Source organism: Allobosea sp. Root483D1 (assembly GCF_001429505.1).
In the GTDB taxonomy this organism is placed as follows: domain Bacteria; phylum Pseudomonadota; class Alphaproteobacteria; order Rhizobiales; family Beijerinckiaceae; genus Allobosea.
Map to the genome: position 1 here is coordinate 420,569 of NZ_LMJW01000011.1, position 25,300 is coordinate 445,868.

Genomic DNA, 25,300 nt, shown 5'->3' on the forward strand with positions numbered 1-25,300 from the left:
GCTTACCCTCCGTCGATGCAGGCGCTCAGCGTCACCACGATGTCGGCATCGGCCATGACGTAGCCGCCGCCGCTCAACGCCGCGATCGCCACGACCTTCTGCGAGGTGGCCAAGCGCAAGGTGGCGCGGATATCGGCCCGGCCGCTGCGCGGGGAAAGATGGAAGCGAGCCACGTCGGGGAACGGGTTCTTCTCGGCGATGACATGGATCCAGCGGACATGGTCGGCATCCGTCATGGGGCTCTCGACCTGGATCGCGACATCGACCGAATTGCCGTTCTCGACCAGCTGGGGAATGTCGAAGCTGATTTTGCCGCGCTCCGGCACCGCGCCTTCGGTGATGCGCGCGACCAGCTCGGCGAGCGCCGGCGGTGCGGCTGCGCGAGCCGGCGCGGGCAAGGCCACAAGCGCAAGGCCGGCGGCGCCGGCCGCCATGACCTCGCGGCGCGATAGCGCCGTTTCAGGGCGTGCGCAGGCTGGCGAGATAGGTGACGACATCCTCGATCTCCTGGGCGTTCAGCGCCGGCCGATCGCGAAAGGCCGGGGCAACGTCTCGCAATCCTTCGATGCGAAAATAAGGCGGCATCACCGTCTGCGGGTTGAGCAGGCCGGCATCGACGAGGCGCAGGCGCAGCTGCCCGGCATCGAGCCGGGCGCCGACCCCGGCGAGACCCGGGCCGATCGTGCCCTGGAAGGGCTCGTTCGGCTCCGGCACATGGTGGCAGATCAGGCAATTGCCCTGGGTGCGGTCGAGCACGAGCGCCCGCCCACGCGAGGCATCGCCGATCCGGCCGCCGAGCGACGCCGGAATCGCGTCGCCGACGACCTTGTAGGCTTCGAGCGCGCCTGCCGGCGCGCTCGCGAGCGCCAGCAAGATCAGCGTGGTCCGGATCGCGGCAAACCTCACGCCTTGCGCAGATCCGTGTTCTTCAGCGGCAGGTTGCGCACGCGCTTGCCGGTGGCGGCGAAGATCGCGTTCAGCACCGCCGGCGCCGCCACCGCGATGGTCGGCTCGCCGACGCCGCCCCAGAAGCCGCCGGAGGGCACGATGATCGTCTCGACCGCCGGCATGTCCTCCATGCGCACCACCGGGTAGGTGTCGAAGTTCTCCTCGACCATGCGCCCGTCCTTGACGGTGCACTCGCCGAAGAGCGCGGCGGAAAGCCCGTAGACGAAGGAGCCCTCGACCTGGCGCTCGATCTGCGCCGGGTTGACGGCGTGGCCGGGGTCGGTCGCGGCGGTGATCTTGTGGATCTTGAGCTTGCCCTCGGCGTCGACCGAAACTTCGGCCACGGCCGCGACATAGGAACCGAAGCCCATGGTCTGGCAGATGCCGCGATAGACCCCCTCCGGCGCCTTGGTGCCCCAGCCGGCCTTCTCGGCGACGGCATTCAGCACGGCGAGATGCTTGGGATGGTCCTTCATCAGCGCTCGGCGGAATTCGAGCGGATCCTTGCCGGCGGCATGGGCAAGTTCGTCCATGAAGCATTCGAGATAGATGGTGTTCTGGTTGAGATTGACCCCGCGCCAGAAGCCCGGCGGCACATGCGGGTTGCGCATGGCGTGGTCGATCAGGAGGTTCGGCACGGTGTAGCCGATCGAGGCCTCCGGCCCCGGCGGGTTGAGGCCCTGGAACACGGCTGGGTCGCGCCCGTTCTGGATGTTCTGCGGGAAGATGCCGGCGACGATCGACTGGCCGGAGATGCGCAGATGCAGGCCGGTCAGGTTGCCGTCCTTGTCGAGCGCGCCGGTGAGCTTGCATTGTGTCACCGGGTGAAAGCGCCCGTGCAGCATGTCCTCTTCGCGCGACCAGATCAGTTTCACCGGCGTGCCGGGGATCTGCTTGGCGATGGCGACGACCTGGCGGACCCAGTCATGGACGGCGCCGCGCCGGCCGAAGCCGCCGCCGAGGTCGATCTTGTAGGCCTCGCATTTCGCCAGCGGCAGGCCGGAGGCTTCGGATGCGGCGGCCAGCGCGGCCTCGCCATTCTGTGTCGGCGTCCAGACTTCGCAGCGCTCGGGCGTGTAGAGCGCGGTCGCGTTCATCACCTCCATGCAGGCATGGTTCTGGAACGGGTAGGAATAGACCTGCTCGATGACGCGGGCGGCACTGGCGATGGCGGCCTTGACGTCGCCGTTCTGGTTGCCGACCGCGGCTTGGGGCGCATCGAGTCCTTCCTTCAGCCAGGCGGCGATGCTCGCGCTCGAGACCTTGGCGTGCTCGCCCTCGTCCCAGGTGATCGGCAGCGCGTCGAGCGCGGTCTTGGCCCGCCACCAGCTGTCGGCGACGACGGCGACGGCGCTGTCGCCGACCGGCAGGACGTGCTTGACGCCCGGCATATCCTTGATCTTGGCGGCGTCGAAGCTCTTCACCTTGCCGCCGAAGACCGGACAATCCTTGATCGCGGCGTTCAGCATCCCCGGCAGCTTGAAGTCCATACCGTAGATTTTCTTGCCGGTGGTCTTGTCGGCGGTATCGAGCCGCTTCAGCGGCTTGCCGGCGATGATCCAGTCCTTGGGGTCCTTGAGCGGGACGTTGGCCGGTGCTGGAGCCTGGAGCTTGGTCGCTGCGGCAGCGACCTCGCCATAGCGGATCGAGCGGCCGGAGCCCTTATGGGTGATCACGCCCTTGGCGGCGCTGCATTCGGCTGCCGGCACCTTCCAGCCATCGGCCGCGGCCTGGACCAGCATCATCCGCGCAGCGGCGCCGCCTTTGCGGACATATTCATGGGATTCGCGGATGCCGCGGCTGCCGCCGGTCGAGAAATTGCCCCAGACGCGGTTGCGGGCGAGGTTCTGGCCCGGCGTCGGATACTCGGTGGTGACCTTGGCCCAGTCGCAGTCGAGCTCCTCGGCGACGAGCTGGGCGAGGCCGGTCAGTGTGCCCTGGCCCATTTCCGAACGGGCGATGCGGATCACCACCTTGTCGTCGGGATGGACCACGACCCAGGCGTTGACCTCCGGCACCGCGCCCTGGGCCTGTGCCTCGCTGGAGAACGGGATGGAAAAGCCGAAGCTGAAGGCGCCGGCGGCTGCAGCCGAGCCCTTCAAGATCGAGCGGCGGGAGAGCTTCGTGTCGGTGACAGAGGCTAGACTCATGGCGTCCTCCTGATGCGGATGGCGCTGCGGCGAGGCTGTGGCGCTCGAGCCGTGCGCAGGGAAACGGGAAAGATCAGATCAGCCGCGACCCATCTGGCCACTGGCGGCGACGTCCTTGATGGCGGCCTTGACGCGGTTATAGGTGCCGCAGCGGCAGATATTGGTGATCTCGGCGGCGATGTCGGCATCGCTCGGCTTGGGATTGGACTGCAGCAGTGCGGCGGCGGCCATGATCATGCCGCTCTGGCAGAAGCCGCATTGCGGTACGTCGTGTTCGATCCAGGCCTTCTGGATCGGGTGATTGCCGTCGGGCGAGAGGCCCTCGATGGTGATGATCTTCTGCTCGGCGGTGAGGGCGCTCACCGGCATGGTGCAGGAGCGGGTGGCGACGCCGTCGATATGAACTGTGCAGGCGCCGCATTGGGCGACGCCGCAACCATATTTCGTGCCGGTCAGGCCGATCTGCTCGCGGATGACCCAGAGCAGCGGCGTGTCGTCCTCGACTGTAACGTCAATCGTCTTGCCATTGATGCTGAGCTTAGCCACCGCAAACCTCCCGGTTTCGATTCCAAGGTCGGCGAGAGAGCCAGCGCGCCCCGCCGTTCGATCAGGCCGACCCGTCAGAGGCCGGAGATGTTCCTTGGAAGAATTCAAACCCAGAAGCGCCGTTACCGCCAGAGGTTGTAGGATCACCTGTGATCACGGTCGCGTTGGGCTGTTTCTGCGCACGCTCGCTGTGATCCATGCGGCTTTCGGCGGCGCCGCCATGATGCTGTCCGGTTTTCTGTCGCAGACACGGGGCGTCAGCAGCGTCGGCGACGGCGCGCTCTCACAGGAATGTGATGCCCTTGGTCGAGTCTCATCCTCCGGCGTGGCGCCGCCGCGAATGCGGCAATGGTGCCGTTTCTTCCGGCATGCTTGCTTTCCGCGCGCGGCAATGGCGAGGCTGCCGGACGATGCGAATCAGCCGGGCAGGACCGCGATGCCGATGATCCCCTGCCTTCACCGGGTCTTCCGCCGATCCGGCGGCGCCTTGCTGTTCGCGCTGGCGCTGCTGTTCCTGCCGCTGACGGTGCTGGCGCAATCGGCTGATACCACGAGCCCCCGCGCCCGGCTGGATTCGATCCGGGGCGAGCTCACCCAGATCGAGGGCTCGCTCGCCAATCCGAATGTCTCGGACGAGGAGTTGCAGCGCCAGCGGCTGCGCCTGCAGCCGCTGCTCGACCAGTTGCGCATCCTCACGGAGGAGCAGGCGCCGCGCACCGAGCAGGCCAAGCTCAGGCTCGACCAGCTCGGAGCGAAGCCGGACGCCAACGCGCCGCCCGAGACGCCGGACGTGGCGCGCGAGCGCGAGACCCGCACCAAGACCTTCACCGAGGCCGACGAGGCCCTGAAGATCGGGCGCGCGACGCTGCTGCAAGGCGAGCAGCTGCAAGGCTCGATCGCCGATCTCAGGCGCGACCGTTTCGCCAAGGCGCTGTTCGCGGCCGGACCGTCGGTCCTCAACCCCGACGTCTGGTCGACGACCCTGACGGCCTTCCCGTCCGATCTACGCGCCTCGCAGTTCATCTTCGGCGACTGGCTCTCGGTCGTCACCTCGGCCCTGTTCAGCCCGCGCGGCGTCCTGGTCGCATTGGCCTTCCTCGGCGCGATCACACTCTATGTCGCGCGTGCCCGCTACATGCCGCGGCTGACGGCGCGACTGGCGGCGAGCGTCGATTCGAGCGACCGCTACATCCTCTATGCGGCTCTCATCCGCATCGTCGCACGGACGGCGCCGCCGGCGCTGGCGAGCTGGCTGATCTATGCCGGCCTGAACACCGCCGGCCTGCTGCCGCCGCGAATCCAGCCGGTGATCCTCGCCGCGGTCTTCGGGCTCGTCCTCTTCGCCTTCGTCCAGGCGCTCGTCGATGCGCTGTTCGCGCCTGGCGAGCCGCAGCGGCGCCTCGCCAGCGTGATGGAATCGACCGCGAAGACCGTGACCCGGCTCGCCGGTTCGCTCGCCATCGTCATGGCGATCGGCAAGGTGCTGGAAGCCTGGCTGCAGGCGATCGCCGCCGGCCTCACCTTGTCGATCATCGTGCGCGGCGTCGTCGCCACCGTCTTCGCGCTGATCCTGATCGCCGGGCTCTATCGCCTGCGTGACAATCAGGAGATCGAGCAGGAGGCCTGCCTCGGCCCCTATGTGCCGGTCGACGGCGCCAGCCTCGGGCCGGTGCGGATCCTCGGCTGGGTCGTCGGTTTCGCCATCATCCTGGCGCTGCTGCTCGGCTATGTCGTGCTGGCGACCTTCCTGACCGAGCAGGTGATCTGGCTCGGCATCCTCGCCGCCGTCTTCGTGCTGCTGATGCAACTGGTCGATCTCGGCATCGTCAGCCAGCTCACCGGCGAAGGCCGCTTCGCGCTGACCCTGCGGGCCGGAATCGGCCTGCGCGCGGCGACGCTGCAGAAGATCGCGGTGGTGCTCGCCGGTGTCCTCAAGATCGTGCTGATCGTCGTCACGATCATGCTGGCGCTGGCGCCCTGGGGCCTGGAATCGACGGATCTGACGACGTCGCTGCGGGCCGCCTTCTTCGGCTTCCAGGTCGGCGGCGTCACGGTCTCGCTGTCCTCGATCGTCGTGGCGATCCTGCTCTTCGCCTTCGGGTTGGCGGCGACGCGCTCGCTGCAGGGCTGGCTCGAAGGCAAGTTCCTGCCGACGACCGCGCTCGACACCGGCCTGCGCAATTCGATCACCACGGCGGCCGGCTATGTCGGCTATGCCGCCGCCGCCGCGATCGGCTTTTCCTCGCTCGGCCTCAGCATGGAGCGGCTCACGCTCGTTGCCTCGGCGCTCTCGGTCGGTATCGGCTTCGGCCTGCAGTCGGTGGTGTCGAACTTCGTCTCCGGCCTGATCCTGCTTTGGGAGCGGCCGATCCGGGTCGGCGACCAGGTGGTGGTCGGCGACGCCGAGGGCATCGTCAAGCGCATCAATGTCCGCTCGACCGAGATCGAGACGTTCGACCGCTCCTCGGTGATCGTGCCGAACTCGAACCTGGTCTCGGGCGTGGTGCGCAATCGTGTCCGCTCCGACCGGACCGGCCGGGTGCTGATCTCGATCAGCGTGCCGCGCCGGCTCAATCCCACGGACGTCCGCGCCATGCTGCTCGAGGCCGGCGAGGCGCATGGCGACGTGCTGAAGAAGCCGGGCCCAGCCGTGATGTTCAAGAAGCTCGGCACGTCGACGATGGATTTCGACCTGATCTGCGTCGTCGGCGAGGTCGACATCGTCGGGCGGGTCACCAGCGACCTCAACTACGTCATCCACAGGCGCCTGGCCGAGCTGGAGACCCCGGTCGCGACCGAGCTCACGGTCAAGGGGCTGGAAGGCGTCGAGCATTCGCTCGGCGAGATCGCCGCTGCCGTGTCGCGGGAGGTCGGCCGCCGCGCCAAGCCGGCGAGCGGGCGCGTCACCGTGAAGCGTTCGGGCCCACCGGCCGAGAACGAAGAGGGAGCGGAGGAGGCTCCCGCCTCGCCACCCGCCAAACCGGAACCGGCCGCGAATGGCGGCAAGGACGAGACCAAGGACTGATGCGATGCGCCTTCTCCCCATGCTCTCCATGCGCCCGCAGCGGCTGCGTTCGATGAGCTGCCCCGCCGCGCTCGTCGCAGCGCTGTCGTTGCTCAACCTCGCTGGCTGCACCGAGCCGGTCCGGACCCAGCCGGCCTTCTACCGCGATCTCGGCTCGCCCTCGGCCAGGGTCGATGCGGAGGCGGCGCGTGCGACGATCTCGGCCTATCGGCTCAATGCCGGCCTCGGCACGCTGAAGCTCGATCCGGAGCTGATGCAGGCAGCCGAGCAGGAAGCCGCTGCCATGGCCGCCGCCGACAAGCCGGCCCAGGCCGAGGCGGTTAAGGCCAGGTTGGCGCGAGCCGGGCAACCGGGCGCCGAGGCCAATCTCTCGGCCGGCTACCGCCGCCTGGCGGAGGCTTTCTCGGGCTGGCGCGACTCGCCGCAGCACGACCGGGTGATGAAGGCGCCGAACGCGACACGGATGGGCATCGCCTCGGCCTATGCGGCCGGCTCGAAATACCAGGTCTACTGGGCGCTCGTCGTCGCGCCCTGAGCGGGTGCGGCTGACGCGGTCATTCGACCGCGAAATCGAAGGGCATCGTCGGGAACGGCTCCTTCGCCAGCGTGAAGTGCCACCATTCCTTGCCATAGCCGCGGAAGCCCTCGGCGCTCATCGCGGTGGCGAGGAGGGCGCGGTTTCGGCGGGCCTCGTTCGAGACGCCGGGATGGCCGAGCGCGCTTTTCTCCGAGAAGCAGTCGAAGCTCGTGCCGAGATCGAGCTCGGTTTCGTGCGGGCGGGTCGCTGAAGGTCCGTCGCAGGGGCCGGCGTCCACGGGTGTCGGCACCGTGGCCGCGCCGGCGGGGACGAGGCCGACATCGACGGTGGAGCCGCGGGAATGGCTCGAATTGCCGGCGATGTAGCCTCTGGCGACGAGATCGCCCTTGGCGATGCCGGGATGAAAGATGCGGCCGAGATTGGGAGCGCCGGGCCGCTTCACCCAGTCGATGAAAGCGGCGACGGCGCGGGCGGGCCGGTAGCAGTCGAACAGCTTCAAGCCATAACCCTGCCGGGCGAGCCGCTTCTCGACGCGGATCAATGCGTCGGCGGCGATGCGCGTCAGTACGCATTCGCCCCGGCCATAGCCGGGCACGGCCGCGCCGGTGAAATTGAACGGCGTCGCATAGCGCATATCCTGCGCGATCGCCGGCGCGAGCTCGCGCAGCCGCACGAAGCCTCCGGGTAGCGGCTCGGCACTGGCCGGGCGCGAGGCGAGCACGAGCAGGGCGGCCGTCAGCGCCTGCCTGCCGATCGCCGGGCGCGGCATACCCCCGCGACTCAGGGCCTGGCGCCGACCGGTAAGGGCGGCGCATCCGCCTTCAGCACGATGCCGACGCGGCGGTTGAAGGCGAGATAGGGGTTGTCCTTGACCAGCGGGTCGGTGTCAGCCTTGCCGGTGACCGAGCTGAAGCGCTCGTCGGGCACGCCGGCATTGCCGAAGATCTCGCGCACCGCCGCGGCGCGGCCGACCGAAAGCGCCCAGGGATTGCCGGGAGCGATCGTGCCCGGCCGCTGCGCCGCGGTGTGGCCGGTGATGGCGATCTTGTTGGGCATGCGCCGCAGCGTCGGCGCGATCGCGGCGAGCAACCGGCGCATGCGCTCGTTCGGCTGGATCGAGCCTTCGTCGAACATGGCGCGGCCGTCCTGGTCGACGAGCTGGATGTCGATGCCCTGCTCGGAGACCTCGATCAGGATGTTGCGCGAGAGCTCGCCGATCTCCGGCATTTCGCGCAGGGCCTGGCGCAGCGAGGCAGCCGCGAGCGCGAAGCCGCGATCATGGGTGGCCGAGACCAGCCCGTCTTCCTTCTGCTGGTTGTGGTTCGGCGCGGTGTTGTCGGAGGCGTCCTCGAGCGGGCGGACATAGGCGTTCTTGATGTGGGTCTTGGTCGGGATGCCGTCGACCTCGACGATGCCGGCGAGCTTGAAGTCGCGTTGCGTGCCGAAAGCCTCGCGCATCGAGCCGGCGACGATCTGGAGCTTCTGCTTGTCCTGGCTCGAATAGGCGGCGACCATGACGAAGAAGGCCATCAGCAGCGCCATGAGGTCGGCAAAGGTCACGAACCAGCCGTGACCGCCATGGCCTCCACGCTTCTTCTTCGCCATCGCTCAGCTCCCACTCAGGTCGCTTCTGCCATTTCGGCGCGATGGTGGTCCGGCAGGTAGGCGAGCAGCATTTCGCGCACCAAGGTCGGGCTCTTGGCGTCGCGCATCTGCAGGATGCCGTCGATGATCAGCGTGCGCGAGATCTCCTCCTCCTCGAGCTTGATGTGGAGCTTGTCGGCGATGGGGAGGGTCAGCATGTTGGCGACCATGGCGCCGTAGAGCGTCGCCAGCAGCGCCGTCGCCATGGCCGGGCCGAGCTTGGACGGGTCCGACATATTGGCGAACATCGTCACCATACCGAGAATCGTGCCGATCATACCCCAGGCCGGGGCGCAGTCGCCGATGGCGCGGTAGACCTTGGAACCCTCGTCGAGCCGCTGCAAGAAGTTGTCGCGGTCGCGCTCCATCGTGTCGCGGATGAAGTCCTTGTCGTAGCCGTCGGCGATGTAGCGCAGGCCCTGGGCCAGGAACGGATCGGAGACCTCGACATTCTCGAGCGCCACCGGGCCGCTCTTGCGGTTGATCTCGGCGACGCGGGTGATCTCGTCGATCAATTCGCGCGGATGGACCGAGCGCATGGTGAAGGCGAAGCGGAGGCCCATCGGCAGGCCATGCGCGATCACCGAGAAGGGAAAGCGCAGCATGGTCGCGGCGGAGGCGCCGCCGAAGATGATGATGGCGGCGTGCTTGTCCCAATAGGCGGCGAAGTTGCCACCATCGATCATGATCAGGGCGACGATCGTCGCGATGCCGCCGATGATGCCTGCGCCGGTCGCGATATCCATGAGTCACCCCAAGCCGGCCTGCACAGCCGCAACGCCAACGCCACGCTTTCGCTGCCGCGGTAACCATATGGAGCGCCGATTGAAGGAAGCGTTAAGGTTGAGGGCTTGCTCACGCTGCGGCGTCGTCTAAAGCTTTTGGCAATGTCTCTGCTTGCGATCTACGCCCGCGTCCTCGGCGAGCTCGGCCCGGAACGGCGCCTCGGGCTCTTTCTCGCGCTCGCCAACGTCGCGTTGGCGGGTGCCGCCTTCGCCGAGCCGATGCTGTTCGGCGCGCTGATCGACAAGCTGACCAGCCTGCAAATAGCCGGTACGCGCCCGGGCTGGGCCGATATCAACATATTGCTGGCCGCCTGGGTCGGCTTCGGCCTGTTCAATATCGGCGCCGGCGTCTTCGTCGCGCTCTTCGCCGACCGGCTGGCGCATCGCCGCCGGCTGGCGGTGATGGCGAATTATTTCGAGCACGCGCTGACGCTGCCGCTCGCCTACCACACACAGACCCATTCAGGCCGCGTGCTCAAGGTGATGCTCGAAGGCACCAGCGGCATGTGGGCACTCTGGCTCTCCTTCTTCCGCGAGCATTGCGCCAGCTTCGTCGCGCTCTTCATCCTGTTGCCGTTCACGCTGTGGAAGAACTGGCAGCTCGGCCTGGTGCTGATCTTCCTGGTCGTGCTGTTCGGCACGCTCACCGCCCTCGTGCTGCGCAAGACCGACAAGCTGCAGAGCAATGTCGAGGCCTATCATTCGAGCCTCGCCGAGCGGGCCTCGGACGCGCTCGGCAACGTGCCGGTGATCCAGAGCTTTACCCGGATCGAGGCCGAGGTGCGCGGCCTGCGCAACACCATCACCAGCCTGCTCGAAGCGCAGATCCCGGTGCTGACCTGGTGGGCGGTCGCCACCGTCGCGACGCGCGCCTCGGCGACGCTGACCGTGCTCTCGATCTTCGTCGTCGGCACCTGGCTCCTGATGCAGGGGCAGACGACGGTCGGCGAGATCGTCACTTTCATGGGTTTCGCCACCATGCTGGTGGGCCGGCTTGAGCAGATCGTCTCCTTCGTGAACTTCATCTTCATGCAGGCGCCGAAGATGCGCGAGTTCTTCGAGGTGATCGATACGCTGCCGGCGGTGCGCGACCAGCCAGGTTCGCCCGATGCCGGGCGGCTCGAAGGCCGGATCGCGTTCGACAATGTTTCCTTCTCCTATGACGGTAAGCGCGCCGCCGTCGCCGACGTCTCCTTCGAGGTCAAGGCCGGCGAGACCATCGCCATCGTCGGCTCGACCGGATCGGGCAAGTCGACCACGCTCGGCCTGCTGCACCGTGCCTTCGATCCGCAATCGGGCCGCATCCTCGCCGATGGCAGGGATATCCGCGAGATCTCGCTGCTCTCGCTCCGGCGCAATATCGGCGTCGTCTTCCAGGAGCCAATGCTGTTCGCCCGCTCGATCCGCGAAAACCTGACGGTCGGCAAGCCGGACGCGACCGATGCCGAGATGATGGAAGCACTCGACCGGGCGCAGGCGACCGAGGTGATGGCGCGCCAGAGCGACGGGCTCGACACCATCGTCGGCGAGCGCGGCCGCACGCTATCCGGCGGCGAGCGCCAGCGTCTGTCGATCGCGCGCGCTTTGCTCAAGAACCCGCCGATCCTGATCCTCGACGAGGCGACCTCGGCGCTCGATGCCGCGACCGAAGTGAAACTGCAAAAAGCCCTCGACGAGGTGATGAAGGGCCGCACCACCTTCGTCATCGCGCACAGGCTCGCCACCATCCGCAATGCCGACCGCATCCTGGTGTTCGAGCAGGGCCAGGTGATCGAGATGGGTTCCTTCGAGGAACTCGTCGCCAAGGGCGGGCGCTTCGCGGCGCTGGCGCGGGCGCAGTATCTGGTGACCGACAAGCCGGTGGTGGCTGCGGAGCCGTCCTCGCTCGCGGCCAAGGGCATAGTCGACGGTTGATCGCCGCTTCTTTGCTACCTCGGAGGTAATCGACTGGCCGCCACTCAGGTCGCATGGTCCCCGGCATCGCGGGTGTGAACCCGCTCCAAAGGGGATCCGCCCATGACCGCCTACGCCATCGCCCATCTTCGCGACGTCGACCTCAACGCCGAGATCGTCGACTACATCAAGCTGATCGACGAGACCCTCACGCCCTTCGGCGGCCGCTTCCTGATCCATGGCGTGACGCCGGAGGTCATGGAGGGGCCCTGGGAGGGCGATCTCGTCGTCATCGCCTTCCCCGACCGCGCAGCCGCCCATGCCTGGTACGCCTCGCCGGCCTATCAGGCGATCCTGCCGCTCCGGACGCGCAATTCGCGCAGCGCCGCGATCATCGTCGACGGCGTATCCGGCAGCTACAAGGCCACCGACTTCCTCACGAAACTGGGCTGAGTCCCGCTCTTTTGCTGCCCTTCCGGCACCAGTCCTCGAGCGGATGAACAATCACGTGTCACAAGCGTGCCGTTATGAGATCATTTTCGGCACGTACTCGCCGATCTCCATTTTCCAACGACGGATTCATTGCCCGACATGATGATCGCCCGCCTCGCCTGCGCCTGGGCCTCGGTCGCAGCCTTCCAGCTCTTTGGCGGCACCTTGATGGCGCAAATCGGCGCTCCGCTGCCGTCACTGCTGATCTTTGCCTGGCTGCTCGGCATCATCGTCTGGTCGGCCTTCGGCGTGGTGCATGAGGCGGAGGAGATCGCCCACCGGCTCGGTGAGCCCTATGGCACGCTGATCCTGACGCTTGCCATCGTCATCATCGAAGTGGCGCTGATCTCGGCGGTGATGCTGGGAGCCAAGGGCGCGCCGACGCTCGGGCGCGACACCATGTTCGCGGTATTGATGATCGTGCTGAACGGCGTCGTCGGCATCGGCCTCCTGATCGGCGGCCTTCGGCATTTCTCGCAGGGCTACAACCTCAAGGGCGCCTCGGCCTACCTCGTGGTGATCATCCCGCTGACGCTGGTCCCGCTGGTGCTGCCGAACTTCACCACCTCGACCGCCGACGGCACGCTGACCACAGTCCAGTCGATCGCGTTCTCGCTCTTCAGCCTGCTGCTCTACGGTGTCTTCCTGCTCCTGCAGACGGGCCGGCACAGCGTCTTCTTCATGGAGCCGGCGAGCGAAGCGAATGTGCCCTATGGCGCGGCCTATGCCCGGGCCAGGATGCAGCCGAAGCCCGAAGCCGAGGCCGCCTTGCAGCCTGCCTCCGCTTCGGAGCCGTCGCACGCGCCCTCGGGGGGCTCGACCCGCACCCATGTCCTCCTGCTGCTCGCGAACATTCTGCCGATCGTGATCCTGGCGAAAAGTCTCGCCGTGATGCTCGATTACGGCATCGTGCGGCTCGGCGCGCCGGCCGCGCTCGGCGGCATCCTGATCGCGATGGTGGTGTTCACGCCCGAATGCATCGCGGCGCTGCGCGCGATCACGGCGAACCAGCTGCAGCGCGCGGTTAATCTCTGCCTGGGGGCGGCGGCCTCGACACTGGGCCTGACGGTTCCGGCCGTCCTGCTCATCGGCGTCATCACCGACGAGAAGGTCGTGCTCGGCCTGTCCTCCACCAACATGGTCATCCTGTCGATGACGCTGTTCCTGAGCACGCTGACCTTCACCGGCACGCGCACCACCATGCTGGAGGGTGCGGTCCACCTTTCGGTGTTCTTCGTCTTCGTGGTGCTGGTCTTCAGCCCCTGACGAAGGCGACAGGCGCAGCTTCCCGCTCGACAGGAGCGCCATTGCCGGCCGGCGCCACCCTGAGCGCCGTCAAGCGGTTGCGGCTCTTGCGCATCACCTCGAAGCGGAAGCCGTGGAAGGTGAAAGCCTGGCCAGCCTCGGGGATGGCGCGAGCTTCGTGGATGACGAGGCCGGCGATGGTCGTCGCCTCCGCATCCGGCAATTGCCAGTCCATGGCCCGGTTGAGGTCGCGGATCGGCACGCCGCCATCGACGATGACCGCGCCATCGGGCTGCTGGCGCAGGCCGGGCACGGCGACGTCGTGCTCGTCGCGGATGTCGCCGACGATCTCCTCGAGGATGTCCTCGAGCGTCACCAGCCCCATCACCTCGCCGTATTCGTCGACCGCGAGGGCAAAATGCGTCTTGCGGGCGAGGAAGCCCTTGAGTTGCTCGGGCAGCGGCGTGTTCACCGGCACGAACCAGGGCTCCAGGGCGATCGCCGCGACATCGAGCTTGCCGGCGTCGCCGCCGGCGGCATCGAGCGCGCGCAGCAGGTCCTTGGCGTGCAGGATGCCGACGATGTTCTCCGGCTTGTCGCGCCAGAGCGGCAGGCGGGTATAGGGCGAGGCCAGGACCTCGCGGACGATCGCCTCCGGGCCGAGATCGAGATTGATCGTCCGCATCTTGGTGCGGTGGATCATCACGTCGTCGACCGCGAGCTGCTTCAGGTCGAGCAGCCCGCTGACCATGTCGCCGTCTGCCTTCTCGACCATGCCGCCCTGGCGCATCAACTCGACCTGGTCGCGCAGGATCTCGTCGATTGCGAGCACCGGGCGCTGCGAGTCGATCCGCAGGCCGAACAGGCCGAGCACGCGACGGGCGAGCCATTGCATCAGCCGGACCGGCGGACCGAGCACAGCGAGCAGGCGCCCCACCGGGCGCACCAGCTTGAGCGCCATGCGCTCGGGCTCGGCGACGGCCGCCATGCGCGGCGCGAGCTCGCCGAGCACGACGACGACCAGCGCAACCGCGATCGCAAGGCCCGCGGCGCCGCTGACGCCGAAGGACGCGAGCGCGGCATAGGCGGCAAAGCTCGCCGTCGCGGTCTTCACCAGCGTCCGTGCCAGGAGGAAGACGCCGCTCAGGCGCTCGCGATCGCCGAGCACGCGCAGGGCGATCGCGGCGCGGCGGCTGCCGGCCTTCTCCAGGGCGATGAGCCTTGCGCGCGAAGTCGCGTGGAGCGCTGCATCGGCCGCGGCGAGGAAGCCGGTCAGGAACACGCCGAGCGCTATGACGGCGATGGCGAGCCAGGGATCGAGATGCGGAATGGCTACCATGGAGGAAGCGGTCAGGCCCCGGCTAGTTCGCTCTCGATGAAGTCGTGCGCCGCCTCGGCGGCGACGCCGGGCGCAATGAAGCTCTTGCCGATGCCATGCACCAGGATGAAGGTCAGCGCGCCGCGCCTGACCTTCTTGTCCTGGGTCATCGCCTCGACGATCTCGGCGGCAGAGCCGGTGCCGCCGGGCACGTCCTGGAGCCTGGTCGGCAGGCCGACGGAAGCGAGATGGGCGGCGACGCGGCCGGCATCCTGGCCGGAGCAGAGGCCGAGCCGCTGCGAGAAGCGGAAGGCGAGGCAAAGCCCGATCGCGACGGCTTCGCCGTGGACGAGGCGGGTGGAATCGTAGCGGGTCAGGCGCTCCAGCGCATGGGCGAAGGTGTGGCCGAGGTTGAGAAGGGCGCGGTCGCCATCCTCGCGCTCGTCACGGGCGACGATCGCGGCCTTGGCCCGGCAGGCGGTCGCGACGGCATGGTCGCGCTCCGGCCCGCCCTCCATGACGCGGCGCCAGTTGACCTCGCACCAGTCGAAGAAGGCGGGATCGTCGATCAGCCCGTACTTCACCACCTCGGCATAGCCGGCCTTGAACTCGCGCTCGCTCAGCGTATCGAGCAAAGAGGTGTCGCAGACCACCAGCGCCGGCTGGTGGAAGGCGCCGATCAGGTTCTTGCCATGGCTGGAATTGATGCCGGTCTTGCCGCCGACCGATGAATCGACCTGGGCAAGCAGGCTGGTCGGGATCTGCACGAGGCGCACGCCCCGGCGCAGCACCGAGGCGGCAAAGCCCGAGAGATCGCCGACGACACCGCCGCCGAGCGCGATGACGACGTCGTTGCGCTCGATCTTGGCGGCAAGCAGTCCGTCGCAGAGCTCGATGAAGCGGGCATAGGATTTGGTCGCCTCGCCCGGCGGCACGGTCAGGCGCGTCGTGGTGACGCCGGCCCGGTGCAGGCAGGATTCGAGCGCCGGCGCATGCAGAGTGGCGAGGTTCTCGTCGGTGACGATGGCGGCGCGGGCGCCCGGCGACAGCCGCGCGATCGTCTCGGCGGCTTCGCAGAGCTGATGACGGCCGATCAGGATGTCGTAGGAACGCTCGGCCAGCGCGACCGGCACGACGATGCGATCCGCCGCTGCGGCAGCTGGGGCCAGGGCGGTCATTGCGTGTTCTCCTGGCCCAGTCGGCGGTCGAGCGCCGCCATTGCATCCTCGACGACGACCTCGTGCGGGTCGTCGCGCGAGATCAGCGTGATGTCGGCCAGCCCATAGACCGGCTCGCGCTCGGCCAGCATCCGGCGCATGGTCGCTTCCGGATCCGTGGTCTGGAGCAAGGGGCGGTTGCTGCGCTTGCGGACGCGGCGCATCAGCACGTCGAACTCCGCCTTCAGCCAGATCGAGATGCCGAGCTCGGTGATGCGGGCGCGGGTGTCGGCATTCATGAAGGCGCCGCCGCCGGTCGCCAATACGAGCGGCGCGCGCGTCGCCAGGATGCGGGAGATGACCCGGCGTTCGCCGTCGCGGAACTCGCTCTCGCCGCGCTGGGCGAAGATCTCCGGGATCGTCATGCCGGCGGCGGTCTCGATCTCGGTGTCGGCGTCGACGAAAGGCAGGCCGAGGCGGGCGCCGAGCCGCTTGCCGACCGAGCTCTTGCCCGAGCCCATCATGCCCACCAGGACAATCGCGCGCGCGCCGAGCGCAGCCCGCAAGGCTTCCCGGTCCACCTGTTCGATCGTTTCCGCCATCGTCATCGAATGAATTCCTTGAGCCCGCTCTAGCATGAGGATCGCGGTACCGCCATGTGCCTTGCGCTGCGGCTTGACCGAGGCGTCTCCGTCGGGCTCGTAGCGCGGCGACGAGGGTGACGGGGCTGATGATGCCGGGGGCCGGAGAGGATTGCGGGATCGCCGGATTACGGCCGCCCTTCGTACTGCTGGAGGATCGCAGCGGGCCAGGGCAGGCGCTGCTCTTCGCCGAGCCCGTCGAGATCGTGGAAGCCTGCAAGCCGTCCGGGATCGCCGGCGCTTTCGCCCGCATCGAAGACGGATTGGCGCGCGGCCTGCACGCCGCAGGCTTCCTCTCCTATGAGCTCGGCTATGCCTTAGAGCCGCGTCTTGCCGGGCTTTCGCCACGCGAGCGAGCCCTACCATTGCTCTGGTTCGGTCTGTTCGAGGGGCCACGCAAGGTCGCGCCGGCAGAACTTGATCAGAGCTTTGCGGCGCTGTGCCCGCCGCCACTGGAAGATTTGACGTTCGGCCTGGACGAAGCCGGCCACGCGGCGGCCGTGCAACGCGTGCTCGACTACCTGCACGCCGGCGACGCCTATCAGGTCAACCTGACCTTTCCGATCCGCTTCCGTTACCCTGGCGACCCACTCGCCCTCTACGGCGCGCTGCGGGCGAGCCAGCCGGTCGCGCATGGCGGCATGATCGCGACAGGAGAAGCGAACATCCTCTCGGTTTCGCCGGAGCTGTTTATCGAGACCAATGATGGACGTGCCGTCACGCGGCCAATGAAGGGGACGGCGGCGCGTGGCGTCGATACAAAGGCCGACGAGGCGGCGAAGGCGGCGTTGCCCGCCGATCCGAAGCAGCGGGCCGAGAACCTGATGATCGTCGACCTCCTGCGCAACGATCTCGGCCGCATCAGCGAACAGGGCTCGGTCAAGGTGCCGGCGCTGTTCAGCGTCGAGACCTATCCGGGCTTCCACGCCCTGACCTCGACAGTGACGAGCAAGCTCCGGCCAGGCCTGTCGCTGGCCGAGCAGATGCAGGCGCTGTTTCCGTGCGGCTCCGTCACCGGAGCGCCGAAGCTGCGGGCGATGGAGATCATCCGTGAGATCGAAGCTGCGCCGCGTGAGATCTACACCGGCTCGATCGGCATGATCGCTCCCAGTGGCGATTTCAGCTTCAACGTCGCGATCCGGACCGCGACGCTGCTGCCTGATGGCGATGGCGTCTATGGCGTCGGCGGCGGCATCGTCGTCGATTCCAAGCCAGCCGAGGAATATGCCGAGTGCCGGCTGAAGGCGCGGGTGCTGACCGATCTCGCCGGGGATTACGGGCTGATCGAGACCTTGCGCTGGTCAGGCGGCTATGTCCGGCTTGCGTTGCATATCGAGCGCCTGGCCGCGTCGGCGGCGGCGCTGGGTTTCCGGTTCGATCGGGAGCAGGCGCTCGGGCAGCTGGGCGAGGCCGAAACATCATTCCCCGCCGGCGAAGATCGGCGGGTGCGCTGCGAACTGCGTCGCAACGGCATCGTCCAGATCACGACGGCGCCGATGCCGCCTGCCGCCGATGGTGCGCTCCGCATCGCCGTTGCCAGCCAGCGTATCGATGCCGGCGATCCCTTCCTGCGCCACAAGACGACGCGCCGGACGGTCTATGAACGGGCTTTCGCCGAAGCGGCGTCACAAGGCTGCGACGATGCGCTGCTGCTGAACCGGCAGGGCTTCGTCACCGAGACCAGCCGCAGCACCATCTTCGTCGAACGTGACGGCGTCCTGCTGACGCCGCCGCTGGAGCACGGTCTTCTGCCGGGCGTGCTGCGCCGCGAACTCATCGAAACCGGCGCTGCGCGGGAGACGCCCTTGCGCCTCCACGACCTTGTGGAGGCGGAGCGCTGGTTCGTTGGCAACAGCCTGCGCGGACTGCAGATCGCAGGGATCGCCGGCTCCGCCCTTGCGCCCGACACCCCCAATCAGAAATAACGGGTTGGGGTGCATGGGGAATCGCCGGCCGTGCCGACGCTGTTCAAGTTCTTGACGTTCCTGGCTGTGATCGCCGGGCTGATCTATGGCGGCATGATCGCGCTGGTCACCTTCGTGAAGCCGGAGCCGCGCGAGATGGTCGAGATCGTCCCACCCTCGAAGCTGCAGAAATGAGCAAGCAAGCGCGGTCCTGGCTGAACGGCTTCCTCGACATGCTGGCGGCCGAGCGCGGCGCGGCCAAGAACACGCTCGACGCCTATGAGCGCGATCTCGACGACTATCTCGGTTTCGCCGCGAGCCAGGGCGGGCCGGCCGCGGCCACGGCGGACGATATCCGGGCCTATCTGGTCGAGTTGTCGGAGCGTGGGCTGAAGGCCTCCTCTGCGGCGCGGCGGCTCTCGGCAGTTCGGCAATTCCACCGCTTCCTCTACACGGAAGGGTTGGCGGAGGGCGATCCGACCGCGGCGATCGAGGGGCCGCGGCTTGGCCGGCCGTTGCCGAAGGTGCTCAGCGTTGCCGAGGTCGACCGGCTGATCGGCACGGCCCAGCAGATGGCGGAGCAGGAAGGCCAGACGCCGGCGGCGCGGGCGCGCACCTTTAGAATGCGCTGCCTGATCGAGATGCTCTACGCCACCGGCCTGCGGGTGTCCGAGCTGATCGCGCTGCCGCTCTCGGCGGCGACGACGCGGGAGCGTTTCCTCGTCGTCCGCGGGAAGGGCGACAAGGACCGGCTGGTGCCGCTGAACGAGGCGGCGCGCACGGCGGCCTCGGCCCACCTTGCGCTGCTGCGTGAGCAAGGGACACCCGAGGGGCGCTGGCTCTTTCCCTCCGATGGCGATAGCGGGCACCTGACCCGCCAGGCCTTCGGCCGCGACCTCAAATCACTGGCGGCGGCGGCAGGTCTGTCCACGGCCAAGGTCTCGCCGCATGTGCTGCGCCATGCCTTCGCCAGCCATCTCCTGCAGAACGGCGCGGACCTGCGCGTCGTGCAGGAATTGCTGGGTCATGCCGATATCGCCACGACCCAGATCTACACCCATGTCCTCGACGAGCGGCTGAAGAGCATGGTGCGCGACCTGCATCCGCTGATGGACGGGGAGGGGTAGTCCGCTCAAGCCGCGTTCGGCGTACCCGGAGCCGGTTCCTCGCCCTTCCGACCGCAAAGCGCCAGCATGGCGCGGGCGATCTCGGCCTCGCCCATGATGGTGCGGCTGGCGCCGCATTGCTTGAGATGCTCGACTTCGGCGACAGAATGGGCGCGAGCGATGATCGGCAGGCCCGGATTCTGCTTGCGGGCCTGCTCGCAGACCTGGCCGGCCTCGAAGCTGCCGGGAATGGCGACGAAGAGGCGCGTTGCCCGTGCCAGCCCGGCGGCAGCGAGCACCTCCGGATCGGCGGCATTGCCGACGAGTACCTCGGCGCCGTCGCTGCGGGCGGCGTCGACGCCGTCATCCTGGTCCTCGATCACCAGCAGCTTCTCGCCCATCGCCGAGAGCCCGGCGCCGAGCAGCGAGCCGACGCGGCCATAGCCGACGACGACGATATGATCGGTGAGCGCGGTCGGGGCGATGTCGCGTTCGGGCACTGGTGCCGGTTCGGGCTCTGGGGCGGCCATTGGTGCTTCCGGCACGGGCACAGGTGCAGGTTCGGCCGGTTTTGGCTTGGCCAGAACGGGCTCGGGCGGAGCGAAGCGGTCGACCAGCTTGAACAGCAGCGGATTGAGCACGATCGAGAAGATCGCGCCGGCGAGGATCAGGTCGCGACCCTGTTCGGGCAGGAGCTTCAGCGAGACGCCGAGCCCGGCGAGGATGAAGGAGAACTCGCCGATCTGTGCCAGGCTCGCCGAAATCGTCAGCGCGACCGAATCAGGCTTGCCGAAGGCGCGCACGATCAGCCAGGCCGCCAGGGTCTTGCCGAACAGGATGATCGCGATGGTGGCGATCAGCGGGAACGGCGAGCGCAGCAGGATGCCGGGATCGAACAGCATGCCGACCGAGACGAAGAACAGCACGGCGAAGGCATCGCGCAGCGGCAGCGATTCCTCGGCGGCACGGTGGCTGAGCGGCGATTCGCTCAGGATCATGCCGGCGAAGAAGGCGCCGAGCGCGAAGGAGACGCCGAACAGGCTCGCGGCGAGATAGGCGACGCCGAGCGCGATCGCGAGCACGGCGAGGCGAAAGAGCTCGCGCGAGCCGGTGTGGGCGACCCAGTGCAGGATCCAGGGGATCAGTCGGCGCCCGATGATCAGCATGAAAGCGACGAAGGCGGCGACCTTGGCGAGCGTCAGGCCGAGCACGCCCCAGAGCCCGAGATCGAAGCGCGTCGCCAGCGGACCGCTTCCGGAAGCGGCGCCGGAGCCGCCGTTCAGCACATCGGCGACCGCCGGGATCATGACCAGCGCCAGGACCATGGCGAGGTCCTCGACGATCAGCCAGCCGACGGCGATCTTGCCCTTCTCGGTCTGGACGATGCGGCGCTCCTGCAAGGTGCGCAGCAGCACGACCGTACTGGCGACCGAGAGTGCCAGGCCGAAGACGAGGCCGGCGATCACGGTCCAGCCGAGCAGCAGGGCGAGGCCAAGGCCCAGCAAGGTCGCGGCGGCGATCTGCACCAATGCACCCGGCACCGCGATGGCTTTGACGGAGAGCAAGTCCTTCAGCGAGAAATGCAGGCCGACGCCGAACATCAGCAGGATGACGCCGATTTCGGCGAGATCGTTGGCGAGGCCCTGGTCGGCGACGAAGCCGGGTGTGAACGGACCGACCGCGATGCCGGCGAGCAGATAGCCGACGAGCGGGGAAACCCTCAGCTTCTGCGCCAGCGCCCCGAAAACGAAGGCGAGGCCGAGGCCCATGACGAGGATGGCGATCAATGGGCCGTGATGCATGGGTCTCCGGAGGGCAGGCGGGAAGGGATGTCGCGACTGTGCGGATCGCGGCGGACGAATTCAACCTTTGATGGAAGACAAAAGTCGCAAGCGAGCTGCGACATGGCGCCCAAGGGTGCCGGACATTTCCGCCTATCTCGCGAATCGCGAAATGCTCAGCTTTTTTCCTATGGCATTTTCTTGATGCGAACCGGGGCCGGCTTCGCTTGAAAATGCTTTGGCGTCAGGCCTTGGTGGGCTTGTGCTCGAGCAGGATCTGGCCCTGCTTCTCGACGCCGAGCTTCAGCTTCTCGGCGAAGACCGCGAGCAACAAGGGCAACATCACCTCGACGCGGACCAGTGCGTCCTCGACCTCGATCTTGCCGCTGACGGTCTGGCCGAGCGCGGCGACGCCGAACTGCAGCGTGTCGCCCTGCCAGGTCTCATCGACGAGCTGCATGCCGAAGCCGCCGAGCTTGTCGCGGACCTTGCCGACGCCGCCCTGCAGTTGCCGGCGCGCCGCGTCGCGGCCGAGCGAATGCGAGATGGTGATGATGACGGGGCGTTTCATGCGTCAGGTCCCGGAAGCGTGAGCGAGCTGGCGTGCCGCTGAGATGGGCTGCGCGGCGGGCGCTTGCAACCGTCTACCGGTTCGACATTGAACGAAGTCGTCCCGGGCGACCGGAGGGAAACCCGGGCCCCATGCCTGAACCTCTATCGGAAAGGCTCAGGCATGGGCCCGGGATCTCTGCCTCGCTTCGTCCGGGACGTCCCGATGGCCTGAACCTGTCGCGTGAATTGGATTTGGAACTCAGTGGCTGCGGGCTTCGAGCGCCTGCTGGCCATGGGGCGTGACCTTCCAGACCTCCTCGCCAGGCTCGGCCAGGCCGCGGCCCTGGAGCAGGCGCAGCATCGCTTCGCCGAAGATGAAGCGGCGCGTCTCCTCGTTGATGCTCTCCAGCGCGATCCATTCCGGATCGGTCATCACGATGGTTTCTGGGTTCGTCGCGGTCTCGGCCATTCTGTCCTCCTCCGTGGCTCTTGCGTCGGTCAGACGCAAAATTGCGAGCAATCTTGGAGAGCTTATGGCCGGGGTTGGGTGGCGCTGCGGTAATTGCGCGGGTTTTCCGGGTTTTTGGGGTTAGCCTAGCCGTAGGGCAGGCGTAAGCCCGCCTCTGCTGCACAGGCCTTGAGCGCGAGCAGGATGGCGTTCTCGTCGGTCTCGACGCCATGGCGCTGCAGACAGGGCACCAGGATCGCCGCCTCGGCATGGCCTGCCGGGCCGATCACCGGGCAGGCGATGTCGGTGACGGCGAGGATGTCGCGACTTGCCGCAATGCGGTGCCCGAGCCTACGGATCTCGGCGAGCGCGGCCTGTGTTTCCGGGTCGTCGAGGCGCTGCCTGGTCTCGACCGGCGCCTCGCGCATCAGCCCGCGCCGGCGGCCGTCCGACTGGAAGGCGAGGATGAGCAGGCCGGAATTGGCGTCGAGCGCCTGGCGGCCATAGCCGGGGCGGACGATGACGCTGGCGTCGAGATGGCCGGCTGTGGTGGCCAGCACGACGGTCTGCGCCCGGCTCAGCACGACGAGATGGGCGGCCTGGCCACTTTCCTCGCTGAAGCGCTCCATCAATGGCAGCACGACCGAGGTGAGCTGCTTGCCGCCCGGTGTCCTGATGCCGAGGTCGAACAGGCGCCGCGACAAGCCGAGCCGGTCGGTGCCCGGCTCGCGTTCGAGATAGCCGCGCTGCTGCAGCACAAAGACCATGCGGAAGATCTCGCTCTTCGAGCGTTGCAATCGTTCGGCGATGATGCGCGTCGAAAGCGGCTCGCCGGTCTCGGCGAGCAGTTCGAGGATATCGAGGCCCTTCTCGAGGGCCGGCGCGGCATAGGCCGCCTTCTCGTCATTCTCGGCTTCAGGGAAAACGCTCATGTTGCGCCTGTTTCATATATGAAGCTTGACATCAAATAAGAAGCCAAACTAGCCTCCGGGTAAAGGGGGGGAGACATGACCGCATCGCCGCAGCATCCGTCCAGCCTATCCGGACGGCGGGCCAATGGCCCGCAGCCCCTGCAGGGCTGCCGGCGATGAAGTACGGGCTCCAGTTTCGCGACGTCTTTGCGGCCTGGCAGTCCATTCTCGATGGCGTCTGGATCACGTTGCTGCTGTCGGTGGCGGCCATGGTCGGCGGGCTTCTCATCGGCATCCTCTGCGCCGCCGGGCGGACTTACGGCCCAGCCTGGCTGCGCCGCATCATCGGCGCCTATGTCGAGATCATCCGCAACACGCCGCTCCTGGTGCAGCTCTTCCTGATCTTCTTCGGACTGCCGAGCTTCGGCTTGCGGCTCGACGGGCTGACCGCGGCGATGATCGCGCTCGTCATCAATCTCGGCGCCTACACCACCGAGATCGTCCGTGCGGGCTTGGAGGCGGTGCCGAAGGCGCAGGTCGAGGCCGGCCATTCGCTGGGGCTCTCAGGCCTGCAGGTTTTCCGCTACATCATCGTATTCCCGGCGCTGAAGGCGATGTTCCCGGCGCTCGCCAGCCAGTTCGTGCTCCTGATGCTGGCGACCAGCGTCGCCTCGCAGATCTCGGTGCAGGACCTCTTCCACGCCGCGTCGATCGTGCAGTCGCGCACCTTCCGCGATTTCGAGGTCTATACGGTGATCGGAGTGCTCTATCTCGCGCTCGCCATCGGCTTCCGCGGCCTCTTCGCCCTGATCTACCGTGTGGTGTTCGTGCGATGATCCGGGAATTCGGCCTCATCGATGTGATGTACCTGATCGCGGCGGCGCGCTGGACGATCGCGCTGACCGTGGTCGCCTTCGCCGGCTCGGCCGTACTTGGGCTCGGGCTCGCGATCCTGCGCATCCTGCCGGTCGCACCGCTGCGCTGGTTTTCGGCGACCTATATCCAGCTGGTCCAGGGCACGCCGCTGCTGGTCTGGCTGTTCCTGATCTTCTTCGGCCTGCCGCTCGCCGGCATCTCGGTCAATCCCTGGATCGCGGCCGCCGTCGCCTTCTCGGTCTATGGCTCGGCCTTTCTCGGCGAGATCTGGCGGGGCGCGCTTGTCTCGATCGCCAAGACGCAATGGGAGGCAGGAGCCTCGCTCGGGCTCTCGCTCGGCGAACAGCTGCGCTACGTCATCATCCCGCAATCGATCCGGATCGCGATTCCGCCGACGGTCGGCTTCCTGGTCCAGCTGATCAAGAACACCTCGCTCGCGGCGGTGATCGGCTTCGTCGAGCTCACCCGCGAGGGCCAGCTCACCGCGGCCGGCACCTACAAGCCCTTCGCCGTCTACATCACCGTCGCGTGCATCTATTTCGCGATGTGCTTTCCTCTCACGCAATGGAGCCGCTCGCTCGAGCGGAAGCTCGATGTCGCTCGTTGAAATCCAGGACGTCAGCAAGAGCTACGGCGCGAACCAGGTGCTGAAGGGCGTCTCGCTCGACATCGCGAAGGGCGAGGTCGTCGCCGTGATCGGCCGCTCGGGCTCGGGCAAGAGCACGCTGCTGCGCTGCGTCAACGGGCTGGAGCCGGTGCAGGCCGGCACGATCCGCATCGACGGCGTCAAGGTGAACGATCCCGCCACCGATCTGCGCAAGCTCAGGCAGGAGGTCGGTATCGTCTTCCAGCAGTTCAACCTGTTCCCGCATCTCTCGGTCAGCGACAACATCACACTGGCGCCGCGGGTGGTGAAGAAGCAGCGGCCGGAGGAGGCGCGCGAGGTCGCCCGCGAGGTGCTGGCCCGCGTCGGGCTGGAGGACAAGCTCGACGCCTATCCCGCGCAGCTTTCCGGTGGTCAGCAGCAGCGCGTCGCGATCGCCCGCTCGCTCGCCATGCGGCCGAAGCTGATGCTGTTCGACGAGGTCACCTCGGCGCTCGATCCGGAACTCACCGGCGAGGTGCTGAAGGTGCTGGAATCCGTGGCGCAGGAGGGCATGACCATGATCCTCGTCACCCACGAAATGGGCTTTGCCCGCAGATTCGGCTCGCGCGTCGTCTTCATGCACGAGGGACGAATCCACGAAGAAGGCCAGGCCGCGGCGGTGCTCGCCGCGCCGAAGACGCCCGAGCTCAAGACCTTCCTCAGCGCGGTTCTGCACTGAGGCAGGACAATCAGT

General features: G+C 67.5%; 25 protein-coding genes. 11 read left to right on the plus strand and 14 right to left on the minus strand.

The features are described 5' to 3' along the window. Positions 1-2: 2 nt before the first annotated feature. The 4 genes from ASE66_RS11835 to ASE66_RS11850 form a co-directional block, all read right to left on the minus strand. Positions 3-497, minus strand: coding sequence for a thiosulfate oxidation carrier protein SoxY (locus tag ASE66_RS11835; RefSeq protein WP_057189789.1), 495 nt, complete (start codon positions 495-497; stop codon positions 3-5). Further along, entirely contained in the window at positions 460-906 is a 447-nt protein-coding gene (gene soxX, locus ASE66_RS11840; protein ID WP_244494876.1) for a sulfur oxidation c-type cytochrome SoxX, read from the minus strand. The genes ASE66_RS11835 and soxX overlap by 38 nt, the downstream gene beginning before the upstream one ends. Next, entirely contained in the window at positions 903-3,098 is a 2,196-nt protein-coding gene (locus ASE66_RS11845) for a xanthine dehydrogenase family protein molybdopterin-binding subunit (RefSeq protein WP_057189790.1), read from the minus strand. Before ASE66_RS11845 ends, soxX begins: the two co-directional genes overlap by 4 nt. 78 nt (positions 3,099-3,176) lie before the next feature. Then, positions 3,177-3,644 (minus strand): (2Fe-2S)-binding protein, encoded by a 468-nt coding sequence (locus tag ASE66_RS11850; protein WP_057189791.1) that lies wholly within the window; start codon positions 3,642-3,644, stop codon positions 3,177-3,179. A 442-nt stretch (positions 3,645-4,086) separates the two neighbouring features. Between ASE66_RS11850 and ASE66_RS11855 the strand changes: the two genes are divergently transcribed. Together ASE66_RS11855 and ASE66_RS11860 are read left to right on the plus strand one after the other, a co-directional pair. Further along, complete coding sequence (locus tag ASE66_RS11855; RefSeq protein WP_162262475.1) at positions 4,087-6,669, plus strand: DUF3772 domain-containing protein; 2,583 nt, start codon at positions 4,087-4,089, stop codon at positions 6,667-6,669. 4 nt (positions 6,670-6,673) lie between these two features. Next, the gene (locus ASE66_RS11860; protein WP_244494878.1) at positions 6,674-7,204 is read left to right on the plus strand and encodes a CAP domain-containing protein; all 531 of its coding nucleotides are present in this window, start codon (positions 6,674-6,676) and stop codon (positions 7,202-7,204) included. Between the two features lie 19 nt (positions 7,205-7,223). On the opposite strand, the gene ASE66_RS11865 is transcribed toward ASE66_RS11860, so the two are convergent. Genes ASE66_RS11865 through ASE66_RS11875 form a run of 3 tightly spaced genes read right to left on the minus strand, consistent with a single transcriptional unit; the run spans position 7,224 to position 9,597 of the window. Further along, the gene (locus tag ASE66_RS11865; RefSeq protein ID WP_057189793.1) at positions 7,224-7,976 is read right to left on the minus strand and encodes a M15 family metallopeptidase; all 753 of its coding nucleotides are present in this window, start codon (positions 7,974-7,976) and stop codon (positions 7,224-7,226) included. 11 nt (positions 7,977-7,987) lie between these two features. Next, positions 7,988-8,812, minus strand: a complete 825-nt coding sequence (locus ASE66_RS11870) for a flagellar motor protein MotB (protein ID WP_057189794.1) — start codon at positions 8,810-8,812, stop codon at positions 7,988-7,990. A gap of 14 nt (positions 8,813-8,826) precedes the next feature. Beyond that, positions 8,827-9,597, minus strand: coding sequence for a motility protein A (locus ASE66_RS11875; RefSeq protein WP_057189795.1), 771 nt, complete (start codon positions 9,595-9,597; stop codon positions 8,827-8,829). Between the two features lie 141 nt (positions 9,598-9,738). Between ASE66_RS11875 and ASE66_RS11880 the strand changes: the two genes are divergently transcribed. From ASE66_RS11880 to ASE66_RS11890, 3 genes are all read left to right on the plus strand, one after another. Next, complete coding sequence (locus ASE66_RS11880) at positions 9,739-11,550, plus strand: glucan ABC transporter ATP-binding protein/ permease (protein WP_057189796.1); 1,812 nt, start codon at positions 9,739-9,741, stop codon at positions 11,548-11,550. 102 nt (positions 11,551-11,652) lie between these two features. Then, complete coding sequence (locus ASE66_RS11885; protein ID WP_057189797.1) at positions 11,653-11,982, plus strand: DUF1330 domain-containing protein; 330 nt, start codon at positions 11,653-11,655, stop codon at positions 11,980-11,982. A gap of 138 nt (positions 11,983-12,120) precedes the next feature. Then, on the plus strand, positions 12,121-13,287 hold the full coding sequence (locus tag ASE66_RS11890) for a calcium:proton antiporter (protein ID WP_057189798.1): 1,167 nt from the start codon (positions 12,121-12,123) through the stop codon (positions 13,285-13,287). On the opposite strand, the gene ASE66_RS11895 is transcribed toward ASE66_RS11890, so the two are convergent. Genes ASE66_RS11895 through ASE66_RS11905 form a run of 3 tightly spaced genes read right to left on the minus strand, consistent with a single transcriptional unit; the run spans position 13,277 to position 16,349 of the window. Continuing rightward, entirely contained in the window at positions 13,277-14,605 is a 1,329-nt protein-coding gene (locus tag ASE66_RS11895; protein WP_057189799.1) for an HlyC/CorC family transporter, read from the minus strand. The two genes, ASE66_RS11890 and ASE66_RS11895, sit on opposite strands and share 11 nt — an antisense overlap. 11 nt (positions 14,606-14,616) lie before the next feature. Further along, on the minus strand, positions 14,617-15,762 hold the full coding sequence (gene aroB / locus ASE66_RS11900) for a 3-dehydroquinate synthase (protein ID WP_057189800.1): 1,146 nt from the start codon (positions 15,760-15,762) through the stop codon (positions 14,617-14,619). Next, positions 15,759-16,349: a shikimate kinase gene (locus tag ASE66_RS11905; protein WP_057189801.1), complete on the minus strand. Its 591-nt coding sequence runs from the start codon at positions 16,347-16,349 to the stop codon at positions 15,759-15,761. Before ASE66_RS11905 ends, aroB begins: the two co-directional genes overlap by 4 nt. 125 nt (positions 16,350-16,474) lie before the next feature. Here ASE66_RS11905 and ASE66_RS11910 point away from each other — a divergent pair, with 125 nt between their 5' ends. Genes ASE66_RS11910 through ASE66_RS11920 form a run of 3 tightly spaced genes read left to right on the plus strand, consistent with a single transcriptional unit; the run spans position 16,475 to position 19,413 of the window. Continuing rightward, complete coding sequence (locus ASE66_RS11910; protein ID WP_162262476.1) at positions 16,475-18,307, plus strand: aminodeoxychorismate synthase component I; 1,833 nt, start codon at positions 16,475-16,477, stop codon at positions 18,305-18,307. Positions 18,308-18,337: 30 nt separating this feature from the next. Next, a complete protein-coding gene (locus tag ASE66_RS11915; RefSeq protein ID WP_057189930.1) occupies positions 18,338-18,481 on the plus strand; it encodes a hypothetical protein in 144 nt (47 codons plus the stop codon). Continuing rightward, positions 18,478-19,413: a site-specific tyrosine recombinase XerD gene (locus ASE66_RS11920; protein ID WP_057189803.1), complete on the plus strand. Its 936-nt coding sequence runs from the start codon at positions 18,478-18,480 to the stop codon at positions 19,411-19,413. Before ASE66_RS11915 ends, ASE66_RS11920 begins: the two co-directional genes overlap by 4 nt. Before the next feature lie 5 nt (positions 19,414-19,418). Here ASE66_RS11920 and ybaL read toward each other — a convergent pair whose 3' ends face one another. From ybaL to ASE66_RS11940, 4 genes are all read right to left on the minus strand, one after another. Then, the gene (ybaL, locus tag ASE66_RS11925) at positions 19,419-21,194 is read right to left on the minus strand and encodes a YbaL family putative K(+) efflux transporter (RefSeq protein WP_057189804.1); all 1,776 of its coding nucleotides are present in this window, start codon (positions 21,192-21,194) and stop codon (positions 19,419-19,421) included. A gap of 223 nt (positions 21,195-21,417) precedes the next feature. Continuing rightward, positions 21,418-21,744: a polyhydroxyalkanoic acid system family protein gene (locus ASE66_RS11930; protein ID WP_057189805.1), complete on the minus strand. Its 327-nt coding sequence runs from the start codon at positions 21,742-21,744 to the stop codon at positions 21,418-21,420. Between the two features lie 240 nt (positions 21,745-21,984). After that, the gene (locus ASE66_RS11935) at positions 21,985-22,194 is read right to left on the minus strand and encodes a hypothetical protein (RefSeq protein ID WP_057189806.1); all 210 of its coding nucleotides are present in this window, start codon (positions 22,192-22,194) and stop codon (positions 21,985-21,987) included. Between the two features lie 125 nt (positions 22,195-22,319). Beyond that, entirely contained in the window at positions 22,320-23,105 is a 786-nt protein-coding gene (locus ASE66_RS11940) for an IclR family transcriptional regulator (protein ID WP_057189807.1), read from the minus strand. 155 nt (positions 23,106-23,260) lie between these two features. On the opposite strand from ASE66_RS11940, the gene ASE66_RS11945 reads away from it, so the two are divergent. From ASE66_RS11945 to ASE66_RS11955, 3 genes are read left to right on the plus strand one after another with little or no spacing between them, the layout of a single operon-like run. After that, positions 23,261-23,920: an amino acid ABC transporter permease gene (locus tag ASE66_RS11945; RefSeq protein ID WP_057189808.1), complete on the plus strand. Its 660-nt coding sequence runs from the start codon at positions 23,261-23,263 to the stop codon at positions 23,918-23,920. Then, positions 23,917-24,567, plus strand: a complete 651-nt coding sequence (locus ASE66_RS11950) for an amino acid ABC transporter permease (RefSeq protein WP_156412112.1) — start codon at positions 23,917-23,919, stop codon at positions 24,565-24,567. The genes ASE66_RS11945 and ASE66_RS11950 overlap by 4 nt, the downstream gene beginning before the upstream one ends. After that, positions 24,554-25,285, plus strand: a complete 732-nt coding sequence (locus ASE66_RS11955) for an amino acid ABC transporter ATP-binding protein (protein WP_057189809.1) — start codon at positions 24,554-24,556, stop codon at positions 25,283-25,285. The genes ASE66_RS11950 and ASE66_RS11955 overlap by 14 nt, the downstream gene beginning before the upstream one ends. Positions 25,286-25,300 lie beyond the last annotated feature (15 nt).